Raw genomic sequence first — 22,473 nt, 5'->3', positions numbered from 1 at the left:
AAAAATTCAGTCTTAAAGACTTACAGAAAATAAATTAGCCAATTTTCGAGAGAGGATATTTTGATTTATCCCCCTGTTCCTTGACTCCCATACACCGCTATACCCTTACCCTCTTACAGCGTTTTTCATCCCAATGAAGTACATTCATCTAGTCTTGAGCATCCTAGCCTCTAGCAACTTGTACCGCACCCAACCGAAAAACGCTGTATGCCAATTCGCAATTCGCAATGACGCGACGCTCGTTCCTCGCTAACGCCATTAAAAAACTTAGATTTAGCAAGGATTTTAGGGTTTAAATCGGTATCAGATTTTTCGTGAAATGGTATTACACTCGTCCCAACCGATCATCTTTGTCTATAAGTCTTGAAGAAGAAAGCACAAATTTTGTGACCTCTATGCCAACAATTTAACCCCCAGATAGATAAAAATTTGTATGCTGAAGTTAACAGGTCTTAATAGTTCTTTTTAAAGATTGTGCAAGAAGATTTTAGATTAATCGTCGATTTAGTATTAGTTTTGGGAGTCGCAGCCTGTGGAGGGCTGTTGGCATCCCTGTTAAAACAACCAGTGCTGTTGGGGTATCTCATCGGTGGAATGGTTGTTGGGCCTGCGGGGCTAGGACTGATTAAAGAGGTTATTCAAGTAGAAACTTTGGCGCAATTCGGGGTAGCCTTTCTCTTATTTGCCTTGGGCGTAGAGTTTTCTTTTGCTGAATTAAAAAAAGTAAAAGCGATCGCTCTTGGTGGGGGTGGACTACAAATCGCCTTGACAATCTTAGTCACAGTGGTGGTGTGTGGCGTAACGGGAGCTTGGGGCAGTTTACCCGCTAAAGGTGTATTCTTGGGGTCAATTCTTTCCTTATCTTCTACCGCCGTTGTCCTCAAGTGCTTGATGGAGCGCAACGAAACAGAAACGCCCCACGGACAGGTAATGCTGGGGATTTTGGTAGTCCAGGACTTAGCTTTAGGGCTAATGCTGGCTGTTCTACCTGCTCTACACGCCCCAGCAGAAGTGATTGGTGTAGCGGTACTCACAGCCTTGGTACGGATTGGTTTATTTGCGGCTGGGGCAGTTGTGGCTGGTATTTGGCTGATACCGCCATTGTTGCGAATGTTAGCCCGTACGGAAAGCCGGGAATTATTTTTACTCGGTGTAGTGGCTTTGTGTTTAGGTATTGCCCTACTTACAGAGTATTTGGGCTTATCAATTGAAATGGGGGCGTTTGTCGCCGGCTTGATGATTTCTGAGGTGGAATACGCCGACCAAACCCTGACTTATGTAGAACCCCTACGAGATATTTTTGCCAGCTTGTTCTTCGCCGCCATTGGAATGCTGATTGACCCGGTGTTTTTGTGGAACAATCTGGAATTAATTTTAGGTTTAGTGGCGTTGGTGTTTGTGGGCAAGTTTTTAATTATTACGCCTCTAGTTAAACTCTTCCGCTACCCGTTGAAAACAGCTTTAATTGCTGGGTTTGGACTGGCACAAATTGGGGAATTTTCCTTTGTACTGGCCAGTGAAGGTCAAGCATTAGGGTTGGTATCTCGACGTATATATTTACTAATTTTAGGAACTACAGCCGTTACCCTGATATTGACTCCCTTTGTACTGCGGCTATTACCATTTTTGTTTAACTTTGCCGAATCGATGCCTTGGCTGAAACCTTATTTAGCAGGAGAAGGTGAAGCCAGAGATGTATCGGAAGAATTACCTGTAAAAGACCATATAGTTGTTTGTGGCTATGGGCGGGTAGGGAAAAATTTGGTGAAGTTATTGCAACAGCATGACTTACCTGTGGTAGTCATCGACCAATCTGAAAGCCGGATTCAGCAGTTAAGGGATGCGGGTGTAGCTTATGTTTATGGTAATTGCGTGAGTTTTCATGTTTTGGAAACCGCAGGGGTAAACCATGCGAAAGGAATGGCGATCGCACTTCCTGATCCTATGAGTACTCGTCTGTGTTTAAAACGCGCTTTAGAATTACATCCAGAATTAAATTTGGTTGTTCGCGCTACCCAAGACAAAAATATTGAGGTGCTTTATCAATTAGGGGCGCGGGAAGTTGTTCAACCAGAATTTGAAGCCAGCTTAGAAATGGCGACTTATTTATTAAACGACCTAGGCTTCTCACAATTTATCGTCCAGCGAGAAATGCAGCAAATCCGCAACGATCATTACTTGGATTTGCGCCCAGAACGTTCTGCTTCTGAGGTTTCCCGCGATTTAGACCAAGCCACCCGCGATTTAAATCGGCGCTGGTATCCCTTACCTGCAACTTCACCCCTCATTGGCATGAGTTTAGAAGAAGCGGATATGCGTTACTTAACAGGGGTCAGCTTGATGGCGATTCGCCGCGCTAATGGCACAGAAATCGACTATCCCAACAATCTCACAAAATTAGAGGAAGGCGATCGCTTATTAGTAGTCGGCGCATCCGAAGAACTAGCCGCCTTAGAAGAATTTGCTCAAGGTAAAATAGCTGTTCCCGGAGAAAATAGTGCTTGTCAATGGATAGTAGTCGAGGCTGATTCTCCCGTCGAGAATAAAACCTTGGCTGACTTGAAAAATCATGAAATATCATTACAAATCCAAGCACTGCGACGAGATGGCAAGTTTATTCGCCGCCCTGATGAAAAAACAGAACTGAAAGTTGACGACCAAGTATTATTATGTGGTAGCTTACCCAGTCTGAATCAACTACAATCTTTATTCACCACAGCCAACAAAATGCCTTTGCCTATCCCCATAGCCAAAGCGAGTGAAGCACAAACCCTCAAAGAGTTTCTGTCTTGAGAGTGCTGAGTCACCGAACTTTGCTCAACGCGGGGAACCCGCGCACGCAAGTTCTCGCTGAGTGCTGAGTAAAAATACTAACCTCTAGCCTCTAGTACAGTCCGGTGGAAATAAATAGACCATAAGGAATTGCTAAAAGGCTTGTGTTATCACTATTATTTCTTTTTCCTTTTGCCTTTTTCCTTTTGCCTTTTTGTACTAGCCTCTAATTAACCCTTGGGTTGAAGATAGACGATCGCTTGTTTCCAAATGGTTGTTTGCTGGTTGTTTTCATCAGCAATACAAACACAACCGGGGTCTTGCCATAAAATCTTACCTGTCAACAGGTCGCCTGTGACTAGTTTGAACTCAACTACTGCGGCTTGTTTAATCAGGTTCTGTACTTGCCGAATGCTAGGCAGCGAAGTATCAAATTCTGTTGTCGGCATTTTTGATAATGGTTTATGCACAATCGAAAGTTTTTTCAGTAAGGAGTTGCAAATTATGAACTATCAATTATGAAGGACAAAATTTCATATTTCATGCTTCATACTTTATACTTCATCCTTTCCTAATCATTGATAATTCATCATTGGCAAAATGGCAATTGAATTTACTAAGTATCACGGTCTAGGCAACGACTTCATTTTAATTGACAATCGCGGGGCAGCCACGCCACTTATTACACCAGAGAAAGCCGTTGAGTGGTGCGATCGCCACTTTGGTATCGGTGCAGATGGTGTAATTTTCGCCTTACCAGGAAAAAACGGTACTGATTACACCATGCGGATTTTTAATTCCGATGGTTCAGAACCGGAAATGTGTGGTAACGGAATTCGCTGTTTAGCTGCATTTCTCGCCGATTTAGAAGGCATATCCCGCACGCAAGATAAATATCGCATTCATACTTTGGCGGGGACAATTACACCCCAACTGACACCGGATGGTCAAATCAAGGTGGATATGGGTTTACCACATTTACTAGCTGGCGAAATCCCGACTACCCTGGGTGCGGCTGATACCAAAGTAATTAATCAACCCCTAGAAGTCGCTGGACAAACTTGGGAAGTTACCTGTGTGAGTATGGGGAATCCCCACTGCATCACTTTTGTGGAAGATGTCGCCGCCATTCCCTTAGAAACCATCGGCCCCAAGTTTGAACATCACCCAGTTTTTCCCCAAAGAACCAACACCGAATTTATTCAAGTGGTAAGTCGTGACTACCTAAAAATGCGGGTATGGGAAAGAGGCGCAGGAATTACATTAGCTTGTGGTACAGGTGCTTGTGCTTCTTTAGTGGCTGGCGTGTTAACCGGAAAATGCGATCGCGCCGCGACTGTAGAATTACCAGGAGGTTGCTTAGAAATTGAATGGTCAGAAATTGACGAACGGGTATATATGACTGGCCCCGCCGAACGAGTGTTTAAGGGTACTGCTTGAGACTGGGTGTAGGGCGGCGCTGGAAAGTCAAAAGTCAAAAGTTAAAAGTCAAAAATTCTCTGACTTTTGATTTTTGACTTTATTTTGCCCTGACACCCTTCCCAAAACTCTTGATTTTTCGTCTCACTGCGGTAAGTCCTGAATTAATTGGAAAGGATTTTTCCTTCTGCCTTCTGCCTCCTGCCTCCTGCCTCCTACCTCCTTCAATACTCAGCACTTCTTATTGCTTAACTGCTTTCATTGACAAACTAATCCGTTTTAATTTCTCGTTCACTTCCAAGACTCTCACTTTGACAACTTGTCCCACCTTGACGATTTGCTTGGGATCTTCCACAAATCTGTCGGCGAGTTGGGAAATATGTACTAAACCATCTTGATGTACACCAATATCGACAAATGCGCCGAAATTGGCAACATTTGTGACAATTCCTTCTAATTCCAGCCCTATTTGTAAATCTCTAATTTCTTTGATGCCTTCTTTAAAGGTGGCATACTTAAATTCAGCGCGGGGGTCTCGTCCTGGTTTTTCGAGTTCGCTGAGGATATCCCGTAATGTCGGTTCACCAATAGTATCAGTGGTATATTTTCTGATATCGACTTTTTTGAGTTTTTCGGAAATTTGACTGACTTGATTTAATTTTACGTTGAGGTCAGAGGCGATCGCTTCTACAACTGAGTAACTTTCAGGATGCACAGCCGTATTATCTAAAGGATGATCACCATTGCGAATCCGCAAAAATCCGGCGGCTTGTTCAAAAGCTTTCGGCCCTAATTTCGGGACTTTCAAAAGTTGGCGGCGATTTTTAAAGGCACCATTTTGATTGCGATAGGTAACAATGTTGTTGGCAACTGCGGCTGTAATCCCAGACACAAACGTTAAAAGTTCTTTAGAAGCTGTATTTAAATCTACACCCACAAAGTTGACGCAGCTTTCTACTGTTTCATCTAGTTTTTTTCTCAACAGTTTCTGATCAACATCGTGCTGATATTGTCCCACACCAATAGATTTGGGATCTATTTTGACTAATTCTGCCAAAGGGTCTTGCAAACGGCGACCAATACTAATTGCACCCCGCACTGTTACATCTAAATCAGGAAATTCTTCTAACGCTACTTTGCTGGCAGAATATATTGATGCACCAGATTCATTCACCATTACTTTAATTGGTTGACGGTCGAGAGTTTGTAATACTTGGATGACAAACTCATCAGTTTCCCGCGAAGCTGTCCCGTTACCAATCGCAATTAGCTCAATTTGATATTTTTCAAGCAAATTTTTAATCGTTTGTGCTGCTTTTGTGCGTTGTTCTGCTGCTTGGTGGGGGAAAACTGCCTGATACTCTAAAAATTTGCCTGTTTCATCTAAAACAGCTACTTTACATCCAGTTCTAAATCCCGGATCTATCGCTAAAGTCGGTTTCATCCCCGCAGGTGCAGACAGCAATAACTCCCGCAAATTAGCCTCAAATGTTTTGATCGATTCTATGTCTGCATAATCTTTTTTGGTAGAAATTACTTCTGCCGTCAGAGAGGTTTTCATCAGCCGGTTAAACGCATCTTTCAGCATCGTCTGATAAAAATCTCGAATATCTCTGACTTTGGTGCGAATTACTTGAGATTCGAGATAACCAAGTACATAATCTTCGTCAAAATTAATATCAAAGCTTAATATTCCCTCTGCTTCACCCCGACACAATGCCAACATATTGTGGGGAGCAATATTTTTGACTTTGATTTGATAATTGCGGTACATCTCAAATTTAGTTGTACCTTCAGGATAATCATCTTTAATCCGAGAAACAAAAACTCCAGCTTCTAGGAAATAATCACGCAAATAAGCACGCAGTTCTGCTGTTTCGGCTACTGCTTCAGCAAGGATATCGGCTGCACCTTTTAGCGCCTCATCTGCGGTTTTTACACCTTTGTCTTCAGAAATATACTTGCTTGCTTCTGCTGCTAAAGATGCAGCTATACCATTTTTAATATTTAAAGATTGAATAAACTCGGCTAAAGGTTCTAATCCTTTTTCTTTAGCAATGGTGGCGCGGGTGCGGCGCTTTGGTCGATATGGTAGGTATAAATCCTCAAGTTCGGTTTTTTGTTGACAAGAGATAATTTGCGTTTTTAACTCATCGGTGAGTTTACCTTGTTCGGCGATCGCATTTAAAATTACAGATTTTCTTGCCTCTAATTCTGTTAAGTAATTGTACTTATCAAACAAATCGCGCAATTGCACTTCATTCATTTCACCAGTGCGCTCTTTGCGGTACCGTGCAATAAACGGAATTGTTGCACCCTCCGCCAAAAGTTCCAGCGCGTTCTGCACCTGATAAAGTTTAAGGTCTAGTTCAGCTGCTAAGAGTTGAGGAATGTTTAGCATTGGGCATCTCAGGGAAAAACGTTACTTCTAAAGGTAATATCCTAGATAGATATTATAGTGACAGCACTGAGTGTTAAACTTATTTACTAGACAATTACGGAATCTTGACTTGGTGATTGTTTATTTATTTAGACTATTGTGAAGCAAACATCTTTAGATGTAAGATTGACAGCAATCATTATGAATAAAACTTTAAATTAGAATTTCTTAATCCTTGGCATCTTAAATTTTAGGAGAAGAATTGTAATGCCTTTGATTTTTTTAATCCCTCTATTTACTGGATTAGCAACAGGTTACTTGTCAAAAAAATGTAGCGATGAACTAGCCTACTTAACAGGCGTGTTTACTATTATCAGCCTAGTTGTCAGTCTAGTCTTAGCACCGTGGCAAATCCAGCTATTACTGTTAGTGGTTGTATTTGTTAGCACTAATAAATTTTTGCGAGATAACGATAAAAATTATACTCACGTTAATAAGAAATAAGTAGAAATTATTAAGTAATAGGAAGATGCGATCGCTACTCGCTCAATTATAGTTGTATAGTTGCGTTGGCAAAATTCAGCCAGTAATTGTCAAGAGATTAGATAGCTTAACAGGCTGGAGTTTGAGAGCGATCGCCTTCTCTTAACAAGACATCGAGCCACAGAAAGTTACAAATTATCAAGACTCTCTAGTTAATAACTTTTGAAGGTGGTTTTATCACCATTGCCAACTATCCCTAAAATATTCAACCGAGAAAGTTTTAAGTTTTCAATAGCACGATTAAGTACTGAAGACTGGGTTTTGCCAATTTTTACCACCATTAAAATACCGTCTGTATTAGGTGCAAGCAAACTAACATCAGCCAGCCCCACCAAAGGAGGTACATCATAAATTACTAAGTCAAAAGAATTATGAAACTCATTCATCAATCGTTTCATTCTTTCTGAAGACAGTAGTTTTGTAGCATCTGGTGGTATTGGCCCAGAGGTGATAACAGATAATTGACTCAGTGTAGGTATTTCTTGAATAGCTTCTCCTACTGGTAAATTGGTCGAAATTAAATTACTCAACCCCCATATATTATTTAAATTTGATAAAGTATGTATAGTTGGTTTACGAAGATCAGCATCTACCAACAGTACTTTCTGTCCCATTGCTGTAGCTATTTGAGCCAGATTAAAAGCAACTGTGGATTTCCCATCACTTGGCATCGATGAAGTAATCACAATAGAACGAATTGGGTGATCAGAATTGAGAAGCTGAATATTGGTATAAAGTACCCGTAAGGCTTCTACAAAATTTGTATTATAGTTACTACTTTCCTGAACTGTGGCAACGTTCAAATTAAGCAGAAATTCAGAGAAGTATTTTGGTAAATCTATCAAAGGCAGATTCCGGGGAAAAAAATAGTTATTTTTCTCAGTTTGAATTTGCTTTTCAAAAGGGATATTGCCTAACAATGGTAATTTTATTTTTTCCTTTAAATCTTTAACACTATTGTAAGTACTGTCTAACTTTTCTAGTAATAAAGCAACACCAACTCCAATTGCCAAACTTGCTACCAATCCCCATAAAAGGTTCTTTTTAAAACTAGATGAAGTTGCCGGAAATCCCGGTCTAACAGGTGATTGAACTAATTCCCAGCTAAATTCTGTTTGAGATTTCTGAATTTGCAAGCTTTCACGAGTAGATAAGAAACGGTTAAGACTGTCAATAGCAACTTGTAATTTTCGCTGTAAATCTGTATATTTACGCGATAAAATAGGTAGTTGCTTGCGTTTTTGTTGCAGTTCTTGCTCTCTTTTTTCTATAGCAAGACTATGCGCTTCTAAAATTCTAATTCCAGTTAGAATTTCAGCGCGTTTAGTATCTAAAATCCGCTTTGCTTCTTGGTTAATTAACGGTAATAAACTATCTCTTTTCTCTTTCAATGATTGGAGTGTAGGATTATCAGGTTGGAAACGAGTAGAATCCGCAGCTACCTGAGTATCTATTTGATTTTTTTGGCTGATTAACTGTTGATATAAAACAGCAGTATTGAGTGCTGCTTTTGCACCATCTGGTTGTTGCAGCAGAGCTAAATTAGCACGAGCTTGTGCCAACTGAAAATTAATTGTTTGCTTTTGTTCAGTTAAGTTTGCTGTTTCAGTATCTAGTGCTTTTGTCTCAGTTTCTGGGTCGTTAAGATTATATATTTGTTTGAGAGTTTGCAATTGTTGTTGCAACTGATCAACACGATTTTGAGATATTTTTAGCTGTGTTTCAACAAACTGGAGCCCTTGTCCTAGTTTAGTTTGTCGTTTCTCTTTACTATATTCTAAGTAAGATTGAGCAGTTTTATCTAAAATAAGTTTCACTTTATCGGGATCGTTATCTCGATAAGTTACTTGTATAATTTTTGTCTTTCCTAATTGAAAAACATTTAAATATTTGGCTAAGAAATCATAACTGATGTCTGGATAGGTAATTTGTACACGCTTAACCACATCATCCAAAATTACTGGACTCTTAAGAATCTGAATTTGGCTATCATAATCTAGAGTAGATTGATTTGAATTAGAATTAGTATCTTTGACTACATCAACACTTTTACTATCTTCGCTAACTGGTTCTACGAGAATCTGAAAACCAGCTTCATATTCTGGCTTGGCTGGATTAAGCGTTAAACCAGTAACAATAACAACCATTGCAACAGTAGCAACGCCAGAAATAATAAGCCATCTTCGCTGCACAATATCCAAGACTTCTTGAAGGTTCCATCCACCTTCTGATTCTTCATTCCACGGTAGAGATTGATTTGAGGAAAATAGATGTTCTGGATTGTTATTATGTCCTGAGTTGGAGTACTGAGAGCGATAATTATCCATATTTGCAAATATTTAGTAAGAAATAATACAATACCATTTATAACAATTTTTTAGATTTATTTTTTGTAGCAGGATTAGTAAATTATGGGAAAATGTGAAAAATTATACAAGCTGTAATAAATCTGTTGAGATAATATTGTATTTACTATTGCTATATACTTTACTTAAAACTAATCTTTGCTGTGTTCACATACACTATTTTAATCAATAACTTTTCAGATTGTAAATCACAACACGAGAGTAAATTAAGTTACGAAATGTAAATATATCCTCTGTATCTCCAAATTTTACTAGTGACTAGGACGTAAGTTATGATGCTTCAAACCTATTAGTCGTCTTATCGAACTACTTTATTGAGCAATAGTCTTATCGAACTACTTTATTGAGCAATAGTTATTTAATTCAATAATTAGTACTTTATTATACTCTTAAAAAGTAGCTCAACAAGACCTGATTCATTAATTAATTCTTAGTGATAAGACTGAAGTTTAAAATAAATGCGAACGAGTACTTAAATAAAAACACACTGTATGAAGAGAATGTATAAAAAAATATGAGCAAGATAAATTTTTGATGAAGCTTGTGAGTAAACTTTGAAACATGATATCTTACTGTTTAAGATTATAACTGTGATTCTTCGCAACCTCTTATAAGCTGCATAAAATCACTACTAAGTAAGTAAATAGCACAAGCAATAAAATGTAAAATCTTACAGTAGAAAATCCTCACCATAACATCTAAATTATGGTGTCTAAAACCTTAAAGAAACTGCCAAAACTTATTTATGTTTATGTAGATGATTAATCTCCGTAAAACTACAAGCTAAAGTAAGAAAGCTTTTTTCTTAAATAAAGCTTAAATGTATATCGTGTGTTCCCCTACTCCGTAATATTGATAATACTGACATAATACGCTTGCCCATATTGTTAGTCAAAATTCTCTAGCATTAGAATTCAAATGAACAGCTTGAGAAAAAGCTGCTAAATTTTGTGGTTTTTATACCAGACTGTCATTAACTAAAGATGGGTAGGGTAAAGTAAGTATTAGGCTAGCTATATTAATGACTTAAGAGCTTTAGTGGTTCAGTTATATTTCCCTAGAAATCTCTAAATTCTTAAGTAGGATACTGCCGATGAGACTCAATGAATGGATGAACCAAAAATTTTCACAATCCATTTCTACTCGGTTAGAAGAAACAAGTGAGAATTCTCTAAACATTCAGCAATCTCTTAAATTATCTGTAGTCACCCAATATTTTCCCCCAGACTATGCTGCTACTGGACAATTAATAGAGGAATTAGTAAAACAGTTAGGGCAGCAAGGGGTAGATGTAGAAGTTTTTACTAGTCAACCTGGATATGCGTTTAGCTCAGTCGCTGCTCCATCTGTAGAAAAGCTAGACCGTATTAGAGTTCAGCGATCTCGGACAGCTCAACTTTGGCCAGGAAGAATTCGCGGCAAAGCTGTCAATGGTGTGCTGTATACTCTACGTGCCTTTTTATATCTATTGAGAGCTTGGCAACGTAACAATGTTATGTTGGTGACAACGGCTCCACCATTTTTGCCATTACTGGGATATTTGGGTTATTTATTGTTTAAACTTCCCTATGTCTGCATCATATACGATCTTTATCCTGATATTGCGATCGCTCTGGGTGTAGTATCCAAAAGTCATTGGCTAGTCAAGATTTGGCGTGCTATTAACCAAAAAGTTTGGTTCAATGCAAAAGGGATTATAGTTTTAAGCCCAGCCATGAAACAACGTGTGTTAGCTCATTGTCCACAAATCAGCGATAAGATTTCTGTCATTCATAGTTGGGCTAACCCAGATTTAATTGTTCCAATTGCTAAACAAGAAAATTGGTTTGCATGGAAGCATAACCTTGTGCAGAAGTTTACAGTTCTCTACTCAGGCAATATGGGACGCTGCCATGATATTGAAACTATGCTAGCAGCGGCCAAAGAACTACAAGATGAACCAATTCAGTTTGTATGTATTGGTGGTGGCGCAAAACGAGAAGAACTAATGCAGGAAGTAAACCGCTTAGGTTTAAGAAACTTTACATTTCTACCATATCAAGATAAGCAGGTACTCCCCTACTCTTTAACAGCTTGTGACTTGTCTTTTGTCAGTGTAGACGAAACCACAGAAGGTCTAGTTGTTCCAAGCAAGCTGTACTCGGCTTTAGCTACGGGAAGGCCTGTAGCAGTCATTTGTTCACCCTACTCTTATCTGAGACAGTTAATTGCAGAAGCTAACTGTGGTGGAACTTTCGACAATGGAGATGGACACGGATTAGCCCAATTTATTCGCTTACTTAGCCGTGACCCACAATTAGGAGAACGGATGGGAAAAGCAGGTCGGCAATACCTGAGATCGCACTTTACACCAAAGTTAATCTCTCAACAGTATTTTGAAGTTTTGCAACAAGCAATTGCTTCTGATGACATACTGTCGGTATCTCAGGTACAAACAAAATAGAAATGGTTAGTTTATCAGTTAATTTAGTGAGAATTTCAACATTGAGAACTCCCCTTTTTGTTCTTCTTACTGTTGATAACAAACTCACTAATTTCAAAACTAAATATTTATATTTAGCTTTAGGAGGAAAATAATCTTCATCTTGCTGAAGAGACCCATTAACAAATAAACTAGAATTTGAATAATTAGCTTTTTTAAATAGCTCAGGATAGTGTTGATTGTTGAAAGAAGTAAAGCTAATAGTTCTATTGCTACAAATCAGCACTTTCCTCAATAAAATTGGTAAATTCAATAAAAATTTAAAATTAGGCAAACTTGTGATTTTTTATCAAAGTTTCAAAACATGTTATAGTAGTAAGTAAGGTAACAAAATTAGTTAATTTAGGTTTTTAATAAATATTAATAGTATGACAAGAAATGAAATAGTAGAATGCTTGTTAAATAATTATTAAAACCAATGGTTATACTTAGTAATAGATTCAAAACCTCAGAGAAATAGTCTAAATCAAATTATTAATAAGATCAGAAATATTTAGGAGATGGGCTTTGATGGTCGCTATGATCTCAGTCCCTCCAACGAAACCTTCCTTGTTTATCTATATTTGTACTTTATTAGTGTGGGAGGCCAAATTGCAGAGAAGGTGTGACCGAAATCGGAAGCGTTCAAAAAGAAGGGCAATTTACTGTCCAATTCACAATTGTTATATAGATAGTGTTAGTCAGAAATATCAGATTTTTGCTGACCAACCAGGTCAATTGCAACAAAGAGGTATCAGTCGACGTAATGCTTTAATGCTAGTAGCAAACCAAACAGCAGTTCTCATAGAAGGAGAATGGTTAGAGGCATTTTGGTGCGAACAGTGCCAACAAACAAAATGGTATCACGTACAAAAGTCTGGCGATCGCACATATAAACTTTCACTAGCTCCTCCAGAACTTTGGCAGCAAGTAACAGGTGTGATTCATCCATCTGGAAATCCTTCTGTGGGAGAGTTTACTCGTCGGCAGTCAAAACTGCTTAATTATCACGGTATGAAAGATTTTCAGTTCGTAAGTTAAATAGATATCAAAACTTTAAATAAATCCTATGACTAGTCAAGATATAGCTTCCACACCAGAGCTAGTACTAGAAGCTGGACGAGTTGAGCGTCAGTATTGGCAGGACTTGTGGCATTATCGGGAATTATTATATTTTCTTGCTTGGCGTGATATTTTGGTGCGTTACAAGCAAACTGTGGTTGGTTTAGCATGGGCGCTAATCCGACCATTTTTGACGATGGTTATATTTACTGTGGTATTTGGTAATTTAGCTAAATTACCTTCATCTGCACCTTATCCAATCCTTGTATTTGCGGCAATGTTACCTTGGCAGTTTTTTGCTAATGCGCTGAGTGACTGTAGCAACAGCCTCCTTGGTAATGCCAACTTGATATCCAAAGTCTACTTTCCTCGTCTAATTGTGCCACTGAGTTCAGTAATTGTCAGCTTTGTAGATTTTATGATTTCTGGCACAATTTTACTTGCACTCATGGCTTGGTATAATTTTGTTCCTGATTTGCGGATACTGACACTACCCTTATTCATTGGTATTGCCTTTGCTGCTGCAACTGGAGTAGGTCTGTGGTTTGCCGCACTGAATGTAGAATATCGTGACTTTCGTCACATTTTGCCATTTATTGTCCAGTTTGGCTTGTACGTCTCACCAGTTGGTTTTAGTAGCAATCTCGTACCAGAACAGTGGCGATTACTGTATTCATTGAATCCAATGGTAGGAGTAATTGATGGATTTCGCTGGGCTATTTTAGGGGGTGATGCCAAAATTTACTGGCCAGGATTTTCCTTATCTCTAATCTTAGTGGGAATTTTACTGCTAAGTGGTATATGGTATTTCCGCAAAGTCGAAAGGACATTTGCTGACGTAATTTAGATAGAAAAAAATGGGAATAAAGCAGATGTCAGACACTGTAATTCGTGTTGAAAATCTTGGAAAAAAATATATCATTAGTCATCAACAGGAGAACTCTGGGCGCTATCGCTACAAATCTCTCCGTGATTTGATTGCTAATGGAGCTAAATCTTTAACTCACAATCTCATCAAGCCTGCTGAGAAAAAAATATCCAATCCACATATTGAAGAATTTTGGGCATTAAATGACGTTTCCTTTGAGATTAAACAAGGTGAAGCCATTGGTGTAATCGGACGCAATGGAGCAGGTAAATCAACGCTCCTGAAAATTTTGAGCCGGATTACTGAACCAACTAGAGGGCGTATTACCATCCAAGGCAGAGTGGCAAGTTTATTAGAAGTTGGCACAGGATTTCACCCAGAACTTACAGGTAGAGAAAACATCTATCTTAATGGTTCTGTGCTGGGGATGAGTAAATTTGAAATTAAGCAAAAATTTGATGAAATAGTTGCCTTTGCCGAAGTAGAAAAGTTTTTAGACACTCCAGTTAAACGATATTCTTCTGGAATGTATGTGCGGTTAGCATTTTCTGTTGCGGCTCATCTAGAACCAGAAATTTTAATTGTTGATGAAGTTTTGGCTGTCGGTGATTCAGCATTTCAGAAGAAGTGCTTGGGGAAAATGGATGATGTTGCAACCAAACAAGGGCGGACAGTTTTATTTGTTAGCCATAGTATGACAGCGATCGCTCAGTTGACTAAACGCTGTATCCTACTTTCTAAGGGTAATATTCAGTTTGATGGTCATACCTCCAATGCAATAAAGTTATATCTCACAGAACAACAAGTTCATAGTGAACAAAAAGCCTATTACCAAGCTCCTGAGAATAAAACTGGTAATTATGTAGCTTGGATACGTATCAATACCTCGGAAGGACAAGGAATTCACTGCTGGGGAGAAGCAATGAAGATTGAGTTTGGTTTACATATAACTAAACCTCATGAAAGTCTGCGCTTTGCTTTTCAGGTAGTCAATTCTTTAGAACAACCTATCTGTATTTTCTGGCTTTTTGATTCCCAGGCTCCATTTTGCAAAGAAGAAGGGACATTTATTCTCCGATGTGAGATTCCGAAATTTAGGCTTTATATGGGTTCCTACTCTTTAACAACATGGTTAGCTGAACGACGTAGTGACACAATACTAGAAAACCTTAAACAAATCTGTCCATTTGAAGTAACTATGCATAAATTTGAACGTCCCGATTACGAATGGCAAGGTAATGAATGTCTTTATATAGAAGATGCAGTATGGCAATCTGTAGAGAAAATTTAATTATCAGGTTTTAATCTCAGATTTAGGAAGTGATAGGTAAACAATAAAATGTCAGTAAGTAGTGATGTTAAGTTGGGTACAGATGTCAAAATTTTTCATCCTCATCTTGTGAACCTTTATGGATGCAAAATTGGTGATGAAACTAAAATAGGTACATTTGTCGAAATTCAGAACGATGTTACAGTAGGAAGCCGATGTAAAATTTCATCGCATAGCTTTCTGTGTGAAGGTGTAATCATTGAGGATGAAGTTTTTATCGGTCATGGAGTCATGTTTACTAATGATCTTTACCCACGCGCCACCAATGAAGATGGCAGTTTAAAAACGGCAGATGATTGGTACACAATAAAAACCTTAGTGAAGCGTTGTGCTTCTATTGGTAGTAATGCGACTATCTTACCAGGAGTTACTATTGGTGAAAAAGCAATCATTGGCTCTGGTGCAGTTGTGACACAGGATGTCCCTGATTATGCAATTGTCGTGGGAGTTCCGGCTCGTGTTATTGGTGATGTTAGAAATCGCTGTCAAAATTTGGAAATGTCAACTAGCAATGTCAGTATGAGTTCAATAGGTTGATTTAGTTAACAACAGTTGACACTTAAATTTAAGTTAAAAAAAGAGCAAAAATAATCAGCTATATCCTTCTTCCGGTAGCATCCTCTGCCACCGGAGTAATTGTGTGTTTTTTAGTTGTAATTCCCTTAATGATTACATTGCAGGCAGATTCAGAGCAAGGCTATCTTTTTAGTTCATGATAGCTTCTCCCAATTCATCGGAATAGAAGTTTGATTAGTAACAGAAAATGGGAAATAACATTAATATCGGTGTCATTGGTTATGGTTACTGGGGCCCTAACCTAGTACGAAATTTTGCAGAAATTCCAGGAACACAAGTAACAAGTGTTAGTGATTTTAAGCCAGAACTCCTGGCGAAAGTACAAGCTCGCTATCCAACTATAAAAGTAACTACAGATAGTTTCGACTTATTTAAAGACCCAACAATTGATGCAATAGCAATCGCTACTCCAGTTTCTACTCACTTCGATTTAGCCTTAGCTGCATTAAAAGCTGGTAAGCATGTATTGGTAGAAAAACCCATGACTACCACTTCCGAACAGGCAATGCGCTTGATTGAGGAAGCAGAAAAACGCAACCTAGTATTAATGGTGGATCATACCTTTGTCTACACAGGTGCTGTCCGCAAAATGCATGATCTAATTGCCACTAAACAATTAGGTGATATTTACTACTATGATTCTGTACGTGTTAACTTGGGTCTGTTTCAGCATGATGTGAATGTGATCTGGGATTTAGCCGTTCATGACCTTTCAATCATGAACTATGTGTTGCCATCTCAGCCTTACGCTGTTTCCGCAACAGGTATCAGCCACGTACCTGGAGAACCAGAAAACATCGCTTACTTGACCTTGTTTTTTGAGAAAAATTTAATTGCTCACATTCATGTCAACTGGTTAGCTCCTGTAAAAGTACGCCGCACCTTAATTGGTGGTAGCCAACGTATGATTGTTTATGATGACTTAGAACCTAGCGAAAAAGTCAAAATTTACGATAAGGGAATTACCTTTAATGGCAATGCTGAAAGTGTTTACCAGATGATGATTGGGTACCGCACAGGAGATATGTGGTCTCCAAAATTAGATATGACTGAAGCCTTACGAACTGAAGGCTCACATTTCATTGATTGTATTACCAAAGGCGATCGCCCCATTACTGGTGGTGAAGCAGGGCTGCGGGTAGTCAAAATCCTCGAAGCTGCAACCCAGTCATTGAAGCAACAAGGCCGATTAATTGAACTGAACTCAGCAGAGGTAGCAGCATGATTCCATTTGTAGACTTAAAATCTCAATATCTCAGCATCAAAGACGAAATTGACAACGCCGTTTTACAAGTCCTAGAAAGTACCCAATTTGTTTTGGGTAATGAAGTTCAAACTTTAGAAACAGAGTTTGCCACTTACTGTAATGCTGATTTTGGCATCGCTGTCAATACAGGTACTAGCGCCCTCCATCTCGCCTTACTAGCTGCTGGAATTGGCCCTGGTGATGAAGTAATTACCGTACCTTTTACCTTTGTGGCAACAGTAGCAGCAATTTGTTACACCGGAGCAGTACCTGTCTTTGTAGATATTGACCCTGTTTCCTACACCATCGATGTTACCCAAATCGAAAAAGCGATTACTGAGCGCACAAAAGCCATTTTGCCGGTGCATTTGTACGGTCAACCAGCAGATATGGAGCCAATTTTAGAGATTGCTCGCCGTTATGACTTGATTGTCATTGAAGATGCAGCCCAAGCTCATGGTGCTGAGTACAAAGGGCAGAAAGTAGGTAGTATTGGGGATTTAGGATGTTTTAGCTTTTACCCTGGTAAAAACCTGGGAGCCTATGGTGAGGGTGGTATGGTGGTCACCAATCATCCTGAATATACCAACAAAATGCGGATGTTGCGTGACTGGGGGCAGGAACAACGATATCACCATGTTCTCAAAGGCTACAACTATCGCATGGATGGTATCCAAGGAGCAATTTTACGAGTCAAGTTACGTTATCTAGAAACTTGGACTGAAGCTCGCCGCAACCATGCAGCACTGTATGATCAATTATTGGCAGACTCATGGCTCAAGACTCCAGTTGTGATGCCCTATAGCCGCCATGTCTACCATATATATGCTGTGCGTTGCCCTGGCAGTGATACTATGCCGCCATCACAGCAGCGTCAAGCTTTGCAAAAAATGCTCAATGAGCAAGGCATCCAAACAGGTATTCATTATCCTATTCCAGTACATCTGCAACAGGCTTATGCAGATTTAGGCTACAAACTTGGAGACTTTCCTTGGTCAGAAAAAGCAGCCAATGAAGTTTTATCCTTGCCAATGTACGCTGAGTTGAAAACATCTCAGATTCAGACTGTTGTTGAGAGTCTCCAAAAATTTGATCATGGGGAAAAAATTCAATGAACAATCACAGTCTCAGCTTGAATCGTCAGCATTTAATGACACTGATACAGAATGTCATTGAAAGTTGTAACCTCCAGCTTAACGATGTTATTTCAGTAGTAGCAGCAGCTAAGGAAGACTTCAATTTAGAAGAACACGATAGCATTGTACTAGCAGAAGCAGCCACAGGACATTATGGACTGACATCTGACAATCGACCTGGTTTGAATTACCGCCGCTTAGTGACCTTGATGCGCCAGGCTATTGAAAGTTGTCACCTACAACTGCAAAATGCCATTGTACTCACAGAAGCAGCCACTGGAGCTTATGTTGTTACACCTGTAGTAGCGGCAATGGCTGGAGCAAAGAAAGTCTATGCCATGACTCGCAATAGTCGTTACGGCACAATAGAGCAAGTCATAGAGCAGACATATCAATTAGCCCAAATCGCTGGCGTAAGTGAGCGTATCGAAATTATCACCGAAAAATCAAAAGATATAGTAGCTCAAGCTGACATTATTACCAATAGTAGTCATGTCCGCCCTATTGATGCAGAGATGATTTCTGGGATGAAACCAACAGCTGTGATCTCGCTCATGTATGAAGCTTGGGAATTTAGACCAGATGATATCGATATAGAAATCTGTCGCCAAAGAGGTATTAAAGTAGCTGGAATTAATGAACGTCATCCATCGGTAGATGTATTTTCATTCCTGGGCTTAATGGCAACTAAACTATTAGTTGATGCAGGGATTGCTGTTTATAAAAGCAACATTTTATTGTTATGTGACAACCATTTTCAAAATTTTATTGAGAGTGGTCTGATCAATGCTGGTGCTAAAGTTGACAAATTCGATAATGTATCTCTAGCCCCTAAAGAAACAGCATACGATGCCATTGTGGTGGCGATGCAGCCTCAATTAGCACCAGTTTTATCTAACTTGGAAGCTGAACTCATTGCAGAACGCTGGCCGGGAGTGGTAGTTGCTCAGTTTTGGGGCGATATAGATCGTTCTGCTTTTCTGGCTCATAGCATTCCTGTGTGGCCGCCAAATGCACCTAATAAAGGTCACATGGCTATTTTGCCATCAGCAATTGGCCCAGAACCGATCATCCGCTTACAAACGGGAGGATTAAAAGTAGGAGAGTTACTTTGGCGTTCTTGTCAACAAGATAAAACATCAAGGGCAACAGCAGAATTTTTCGCTTCTGAGTATATTGACGAGATGATTTCTTCTTAGCAAATAAGAGAAAATATATGCGAATTTCAGAAATAAGCCATCTAGTAAACGTAAAAGTCTTACATGATGGTGATTTTAATTCATTGGGGTTGCTGTCACACAATGCAGATAAAATGCTGGTCACGCTATACGATTCAGCTTATCTCAATCAAGTTCTTGCCAACCCTCATATTACTTGTGTAATCACAACACCAGAAATTGCACTGGACTTACCCGATAATTTAGCGATCGCAGTTTGTGATGATCCGCAAACAGCCTTTTACCAGATCCATAAATACTTATTCACAAAAACTAATTTTTATTGGGATGACTTTGATTCAGAAATATCACCAGAAGCAACTGTTCATGAACGTGCCTATGTAGCTCCTAAAAATGTTCGCATTGGTAATGGTAGCATTGTTGAGCCTAATGCAGTAATTCAAGAGCGTTCTATTATTGGCAATAATGTGACTATTCGTGCTGGAGTCGTAATTGGGGGAGAAGGTTTTGAGCCAAAATACGTAGACGGTAGACAGATCATCTTTCCCCATGCTGGTGGTGTCCTGATTCATGACGGAGTGGAAATTCAAGCCAATAGCCACATAGCCCGCAGTGTTTTTGGTAGCTTTACGGAAATCGGTGAAGATACTAAAGTAGATGCTTTAGTACACATTGGACACAATGTGCGGATAGGTTCTCGTTGTAATATATGTGCCTTGGTAGCTATAGCTGGTAGCACTGTCATTGGTGATGATGTCTTTATTGGTGGACAGTCTGGCATACTCCCAGAGTTAAGTATTGGTAACAATGCGTTTATTGGCACTAGGTCACATATCAGGAAAAATGTTCCTGACTACGCTGTTATGATAGGCGACCCGGCTCGATTTGTGCGTTGGCTAAATGGACATAAACCAGAAGAGAGTAAACAAAATGCAGAATAAGCGAATTTTAATTACAGGTGGTGCTGGCTTAGTGGGTTCTCATATTGCCGATTTATTGGTCAAAGAAGGAGCCTCGGAAATTATCGTCCTAGATAACTTCACTCGCGGACAGCTGAGTAACCTAACTTGGGCTCAAGAAAATGGGCATTTGGTGATTGTAGAGGGTGATATCCGCGATCAAAAACTCCTTGCTGATCTCATGCAAGGTGTGGATATTGTCTTTCATCAAGCAGCCATTCGGATTACCCAATGCGCCGAAGAACCGCGTTTAGCATTAGAAGTGCTGGCAGATGGTACGTTTAATGTTCTAGAAGCAGCAGTTAATGCCAAGGTGAAAAAAGTAGTTGCAGCATCTTCCGCTTCAATCTATGGTATGGCTGAAATTTTCCCGACAACAGAGTCTCATCATCCTTACGATAACCGCACAATTTACGGCGCTGCCAAGACCTTTAATGAAGGTTTACTCCGTAGCTTTCATGCTATGTATGGCTTGGACTATGTAGCATTACGCTACTTTAACGTTTATGGGCCACGGATGGATATTTACGGTGTTTACACCGAGGTGCTGATTCGGTGGATGGAAAGAATTATTGATGGTAAACCACCGCTAATTTTTGGTGATGGCAAACAAACAATGGACTTTGTTTATATTGAAGACATTGCCAGAGCAAATATATTGGCTGCTAAATCCGATGTGACTGACGAAGTATTTAACATTGCTAGTGGTGTGGAAACTAGCCTAAATGAACTAGCCTATAGCTTGGCTAAGGTTATGGGTGCCGATCTCCAACCAGAGTACGGGCCAGAACGCAAAGTCAACCCCGTACAACGCCGATTGGCAGATGTCAGCAAAGCAAAGAAATTATTGGGCTTTGAAGCAGAAATTTCTCTGGAAGAAGGTTTGCAGAGACTGGTGAATTGGTGGCGCGAACAAAAAATAACAAAGGAAATCAGCAATGTCTGAGCAGATGAAGAATATCCCAATCATGAAACCTTGGATCGGGGAAGCAGAAGCTGATGCAGCGAGGCGACCGATTCTGACAGGCTGGGTAACTCAGGGGCCGGAAGTGACTGCTTTCGAGCAGGAATTTGCCGCATATTTGGGCGCACCTTATGCCTGTGCAGTCTCCAATTGCACCACAGCACTACACCTAGCTCTATTGGCGGTTGGTGTCCAACCAGGAGATGAGGTGATTACAGTCAGTCACTCCTTTATTGCCACTGCTAATAGTATCCGCTATTGTGGAGCGACACCAGTTTTTGTTGATATTGAACCGCAAACATTTAATATCAATCCACTTTTAATTGAAGCTGCCATCAGTCCTCGTACCCGTGCCATTTTGGTGGTTCACCAGATGGGAATGCCGTGTAACCTGAAAGCAATTCTGGACATTGCTCACCAACACTCGCTACCTGTAATTGAAGATGCGGCTTGTGCAATTGGTAGTGAAATACTTTGGGATGGGCAATGGCAGAAAATTGGCAAGCCACACGGAGATATTGCCTGTTTTTCATTTCACCCACGCAAGATCATTACGACTGGGGATGGGGGGATGCTGACTACCGCTAACCCCGAATGGGACAAACAGTTTCGCCTCTGGCGGCAACATGGGATGAGCGTGCCTGACACTGTACGTCACGGTGCCAAGCAAGTGATTTTTGAGTCATACCCACTATTGGGCTACAACTACCGTATGACCGATATCCAGGCAGCAGTGGGCAGAGAACAACTTAAACGTCTACCAGAGATTGTCGAACGCCGCCGTTTTCTGGCAGAGCAGTATCAGCAATTGTTGGCAGATGTGCCTGGATTAAAGTTACCAACTGAGCCGACTTGGGCGCACAGTAACTGGCAGAGTTACTGTGTTCGCTTATCGGAGGAATGCAATCAACAGCAAGTAATGCAGACAATGCTGGATGCAGGAATTTCTACAAGGCGGGGAATTATGTGTTCTCACCGAGAACAGGCCTATGTTCATGAAGCTTGGTCTTGTGGAATTACTCAAGAAAAGTGTGATTGTGATGCCGGAAGATGCGATCGCCTTTGGGAAAGTGAGCAAGCACAAGATTGTACTATCCTACTACCTCTGTTTCATCAAATGACTCCAGAGGAGCAAAATTATGTAGTACAAGTATTGAAAACGTCTCTCATTTAGTTATGAAATTTACCGTTAAAGTTAGTATTATTACGGGAA

The 22,473-nt window shown here is 39.8% G+C and carries 17 protein-coding genes; 14 read left to right on the top strand and 3 right to left on the bottom strand.

Translation table 11 applies throughout. The annotated features are described in order from the left end of the window. Positions 1 to 474 precede the first annotated feature (474 nt). Entirely contained in the window at positions 475 to 2,793 is a 2,319-nt protein-coding gene (locus H6G74_RS06595) for a cation:proton antiporter domain-containing protein (RefSeq protein WP_190966922.1), read from the top strand. Positions 2,794 to 3,002: 209 nt separating this feature from the next. Here the strand turns inward: H6G74_RS06595 and H6G74_RS06590 are convergent, their stop codons facing one another. Beyond that, a complete protein-coding gene (locus H6G74_RS06590) occupies positions 3,003 to 3,221 on the bottom strand; it encodes an Hfq-related RNA-binding protein (RefSeq protein ID WP_190966921.1) in 219 nt (72 codons plus the stop codon). A 151-nt stretch (positions 3,222 to 3,372) separates the two neighbouring features. On the opposite strand from H6G74_RS06590, the gene dapF reads away from it, so the two are divergent. Continuing rightward, positions 3,373 to 4,212 carry a diaminopimelate epimerase gene (dapF, locus tag H6G74_RS06585; RefSeq protein ID WP_190966920.1) on the top strand — a complete coding sequence of 280 codons (840 nt, stop codon included), beginning with the start codon at positions 3,373 to 3,375 and terminating at the stop codon, positions 4,210 to 4,212. A gap of 220 nt (positions 4,213 to 4,432) precedes the next feature. Here dapF and H6G74_RS06580 read toward each other — a convergent pair whose 3' ends face one another. After that, the gene (locus tag H6G74_RS06580) at positions 4,433 to 6,592 is read right to left on the bottom strand and encodes a Tex family protein (protein WP_190966919.1); all 2,160 of its coding nucleotides are present in this window, start codon (positions 6,590 to 6,592) and stop codon (positions 4,433 to 4,435) included. Positions 6,593 to 6,838: 246 nt separating this feature from the next. Here H6G74_RS06580 and H6G74_RS06575 point away from each other — a divergent pair, with 246 nt between their 5' ends. Further along, positions 6,839 to 7,075 (top strand): hypothetical protein, encoded by a 237-nt coding sequence (locus tag H6G74_RS06575; RefSeq protein ID WP_190966918.1) that lies wholly within the window; start codon positions 6,839 to 6,841, stop codon positions 7,073 to 7,075. A gap of 191 nt (positions 7,076 to 7,266) precedes the next feature. Here H6G74_RS06575 and H6G74_RS06570 read toward each other — a convergent pair whose 3' ends face one another. Next, entirely contained in the window at positions 7,267 to 9,441 is a 2,175-nt protein-coding gene (locus H6G74_RS06570) for a GumC family protein (RefSeq protein ID WP_190966917.1), read from the bottom strand. Between the two features lie 1,132 nt (positions 9,442 to 10,573). Here H6G74_RS06570 and H6G74_RS06565 point away from each other — a divergent pair. From H6G74_RS06565 to H6G74_RS06515, 11 genes are all read left to right on the top strand, one after another. Next, entirely contained in the window at positions 10,574 to 11,923 is a 1,350-nt protein-coding gene (locus H6G74_RS06565; RefSeq protein ID WP_190966916.1) for a glycosyltransferase family 4 protein, read from the top strand. 630 nt (positions 11,924 to 12,553) lie between these two features. Next, the gene (locus H6G74_RS06560; protein ID WP_190966915.1) at positions 12,554 to 12,982 is read left to right on the top strand and encodes a hypothetical protein; all 429 of its coding nucleotides are present in this window, start codon (positions 12,554 to 12,556) and stop codon (positions 12,980 to 12,982) included. A gap of 28 nt (positions 12,983 to 13,010) precedes the next feature. After that, the gene (locus H6G74_RS06555; RefSeq protein WP_190966914.1) at positions 13,011 to 13,850 is read left to right on the top strand and encodes an ABC transporter permease; all 840 of its coding nucleotides are present in this window, start codon (positions 13,011 to 13,013) and stop codon (positions 13,848 to 13,850) included. Between the two features lie 25 nt (positions 13,851 to 13,875). Continuing rightward, a complete protein-coding gene (locus H6G74_RS06550) occupies positions 13,876 to 15,162 on the top strand; it encodes an ABC transporter ATP-binding protein (protein WP_190966913.1) in 1,287 nt (428 codons plus the stop codon). A gap of 48 nt (positions 15,163 to 15,210) precedes the next feature. Then, positions 15,211 to 15,738, top strand: a complete 528-nt coding sequence (locus H6G74_RS06545) for an acyltransferase (RefSeq protein ID WP_190966912.1) — start codon at positions 15,211 to 15,213, stop codon at positions 15,736 to 15,738. A 226-nt stretch (positions 15,739 to 15,964) separates the two neighbouring features. Next, a complete protein-coding gene (locus H6G74_RS06540; protein ID WP_190966911.1) occupies positions 15,965 to 17,002 on the top strand; it encodes a Gfo/Idh/MocA family protein in 1,038 nt (345 codons plus the stop codon). After that, positions 16,999 to 18,138 carry a DegT/DnrJ/EryC1/StrS family aminotransferase gene (locus H6G74_RS06535; RefSeq protein ID WP_190966910.1) on the top strand — a complete coding sequence of 380 codons (1,140 nt, stop codon included), beginning with the start codon at positions 16,999 to 17,001 and terminating at the stop codon, positions 18,136 to 18,138. The genes H6G74_RS06540 and H6G74_RS06535 overlap by 4 nt, the downstream gene beginning before the upstream one ends. Then, on the top strand, positions 18,135 to 19,358 hold the full coding sequence (locus H6G74_RS06530; RefSeq protein WP_242051168.1) for a hypothetical protein: 1,224 nt from the start codon (positions 18,135 to 18,137) through the stop codon (positions 19,356 to 19,358). Before H6G74_RS06535 ends, H6G74_RS06530 begins: the two co-directional genes overlap by 4 nt. A 17-nt stretch (positions 19,359 to 19,375) precedes the next feature. Beyond that, a complete protein-coding gene (locus tag H6G74_RS06525) occupies positions 19,376 to 20,278 on the top strand; it encodes a DapH/DapD/GlmU-related protein (RefSeq protein ID WP_190966909.1) in 903 nt (300 codons plus the stop codon). Beyond that, positions 20,268 to 21,242 (top strand): SDR family NAD(P)-dependent oxidoreductase, encoded by a 975-nt coding sequence (locus H6G74_RS06520; protein ID WP_190966908.1) that lies wholly within the window; start codon positions 20,268 to 20,270, stop codon positions 21,240 to 21,242. Before H6G74_RS06525 ends, H6G74_RS06520 begins: the two co-directional genes overlap by 11 nt. After that, positions 21,235 to 22,434, top strand: coding sequence for a DegT/DnrJ/EryC1/StrS family aminotransferase (locus H6G74_RS06515; protein ID WP_190966907.1), 1,200 nt, complete (start codon positions 21,235 to 21,237; stop codon positions 22,432 to 22,434). Before H6G74_RS06520 ends, H6G74_RS06515 begins: the two co-directional genes overlap by 8 nt. Positions 22,435 to 22,473 lie beyond the last annotated feature (39 nt).

This window comes from Nostoc spongiaeforme FACHB-130, assembly GCF_014698475.1.
Taxonomy (GTDB): domain Bacteria; phylum Cyanobacteriota; class Cyanobacteriia; order Cyanobacteriales; family Nostocaceae; genus Nostoc_B; species Nostoc_B spongiaeforme.
The sequence above is the reverse complement of the archived record's forward strand: the minus strand, read 5'-3'. Positions and strand labels throughout refer to the sequence as shown.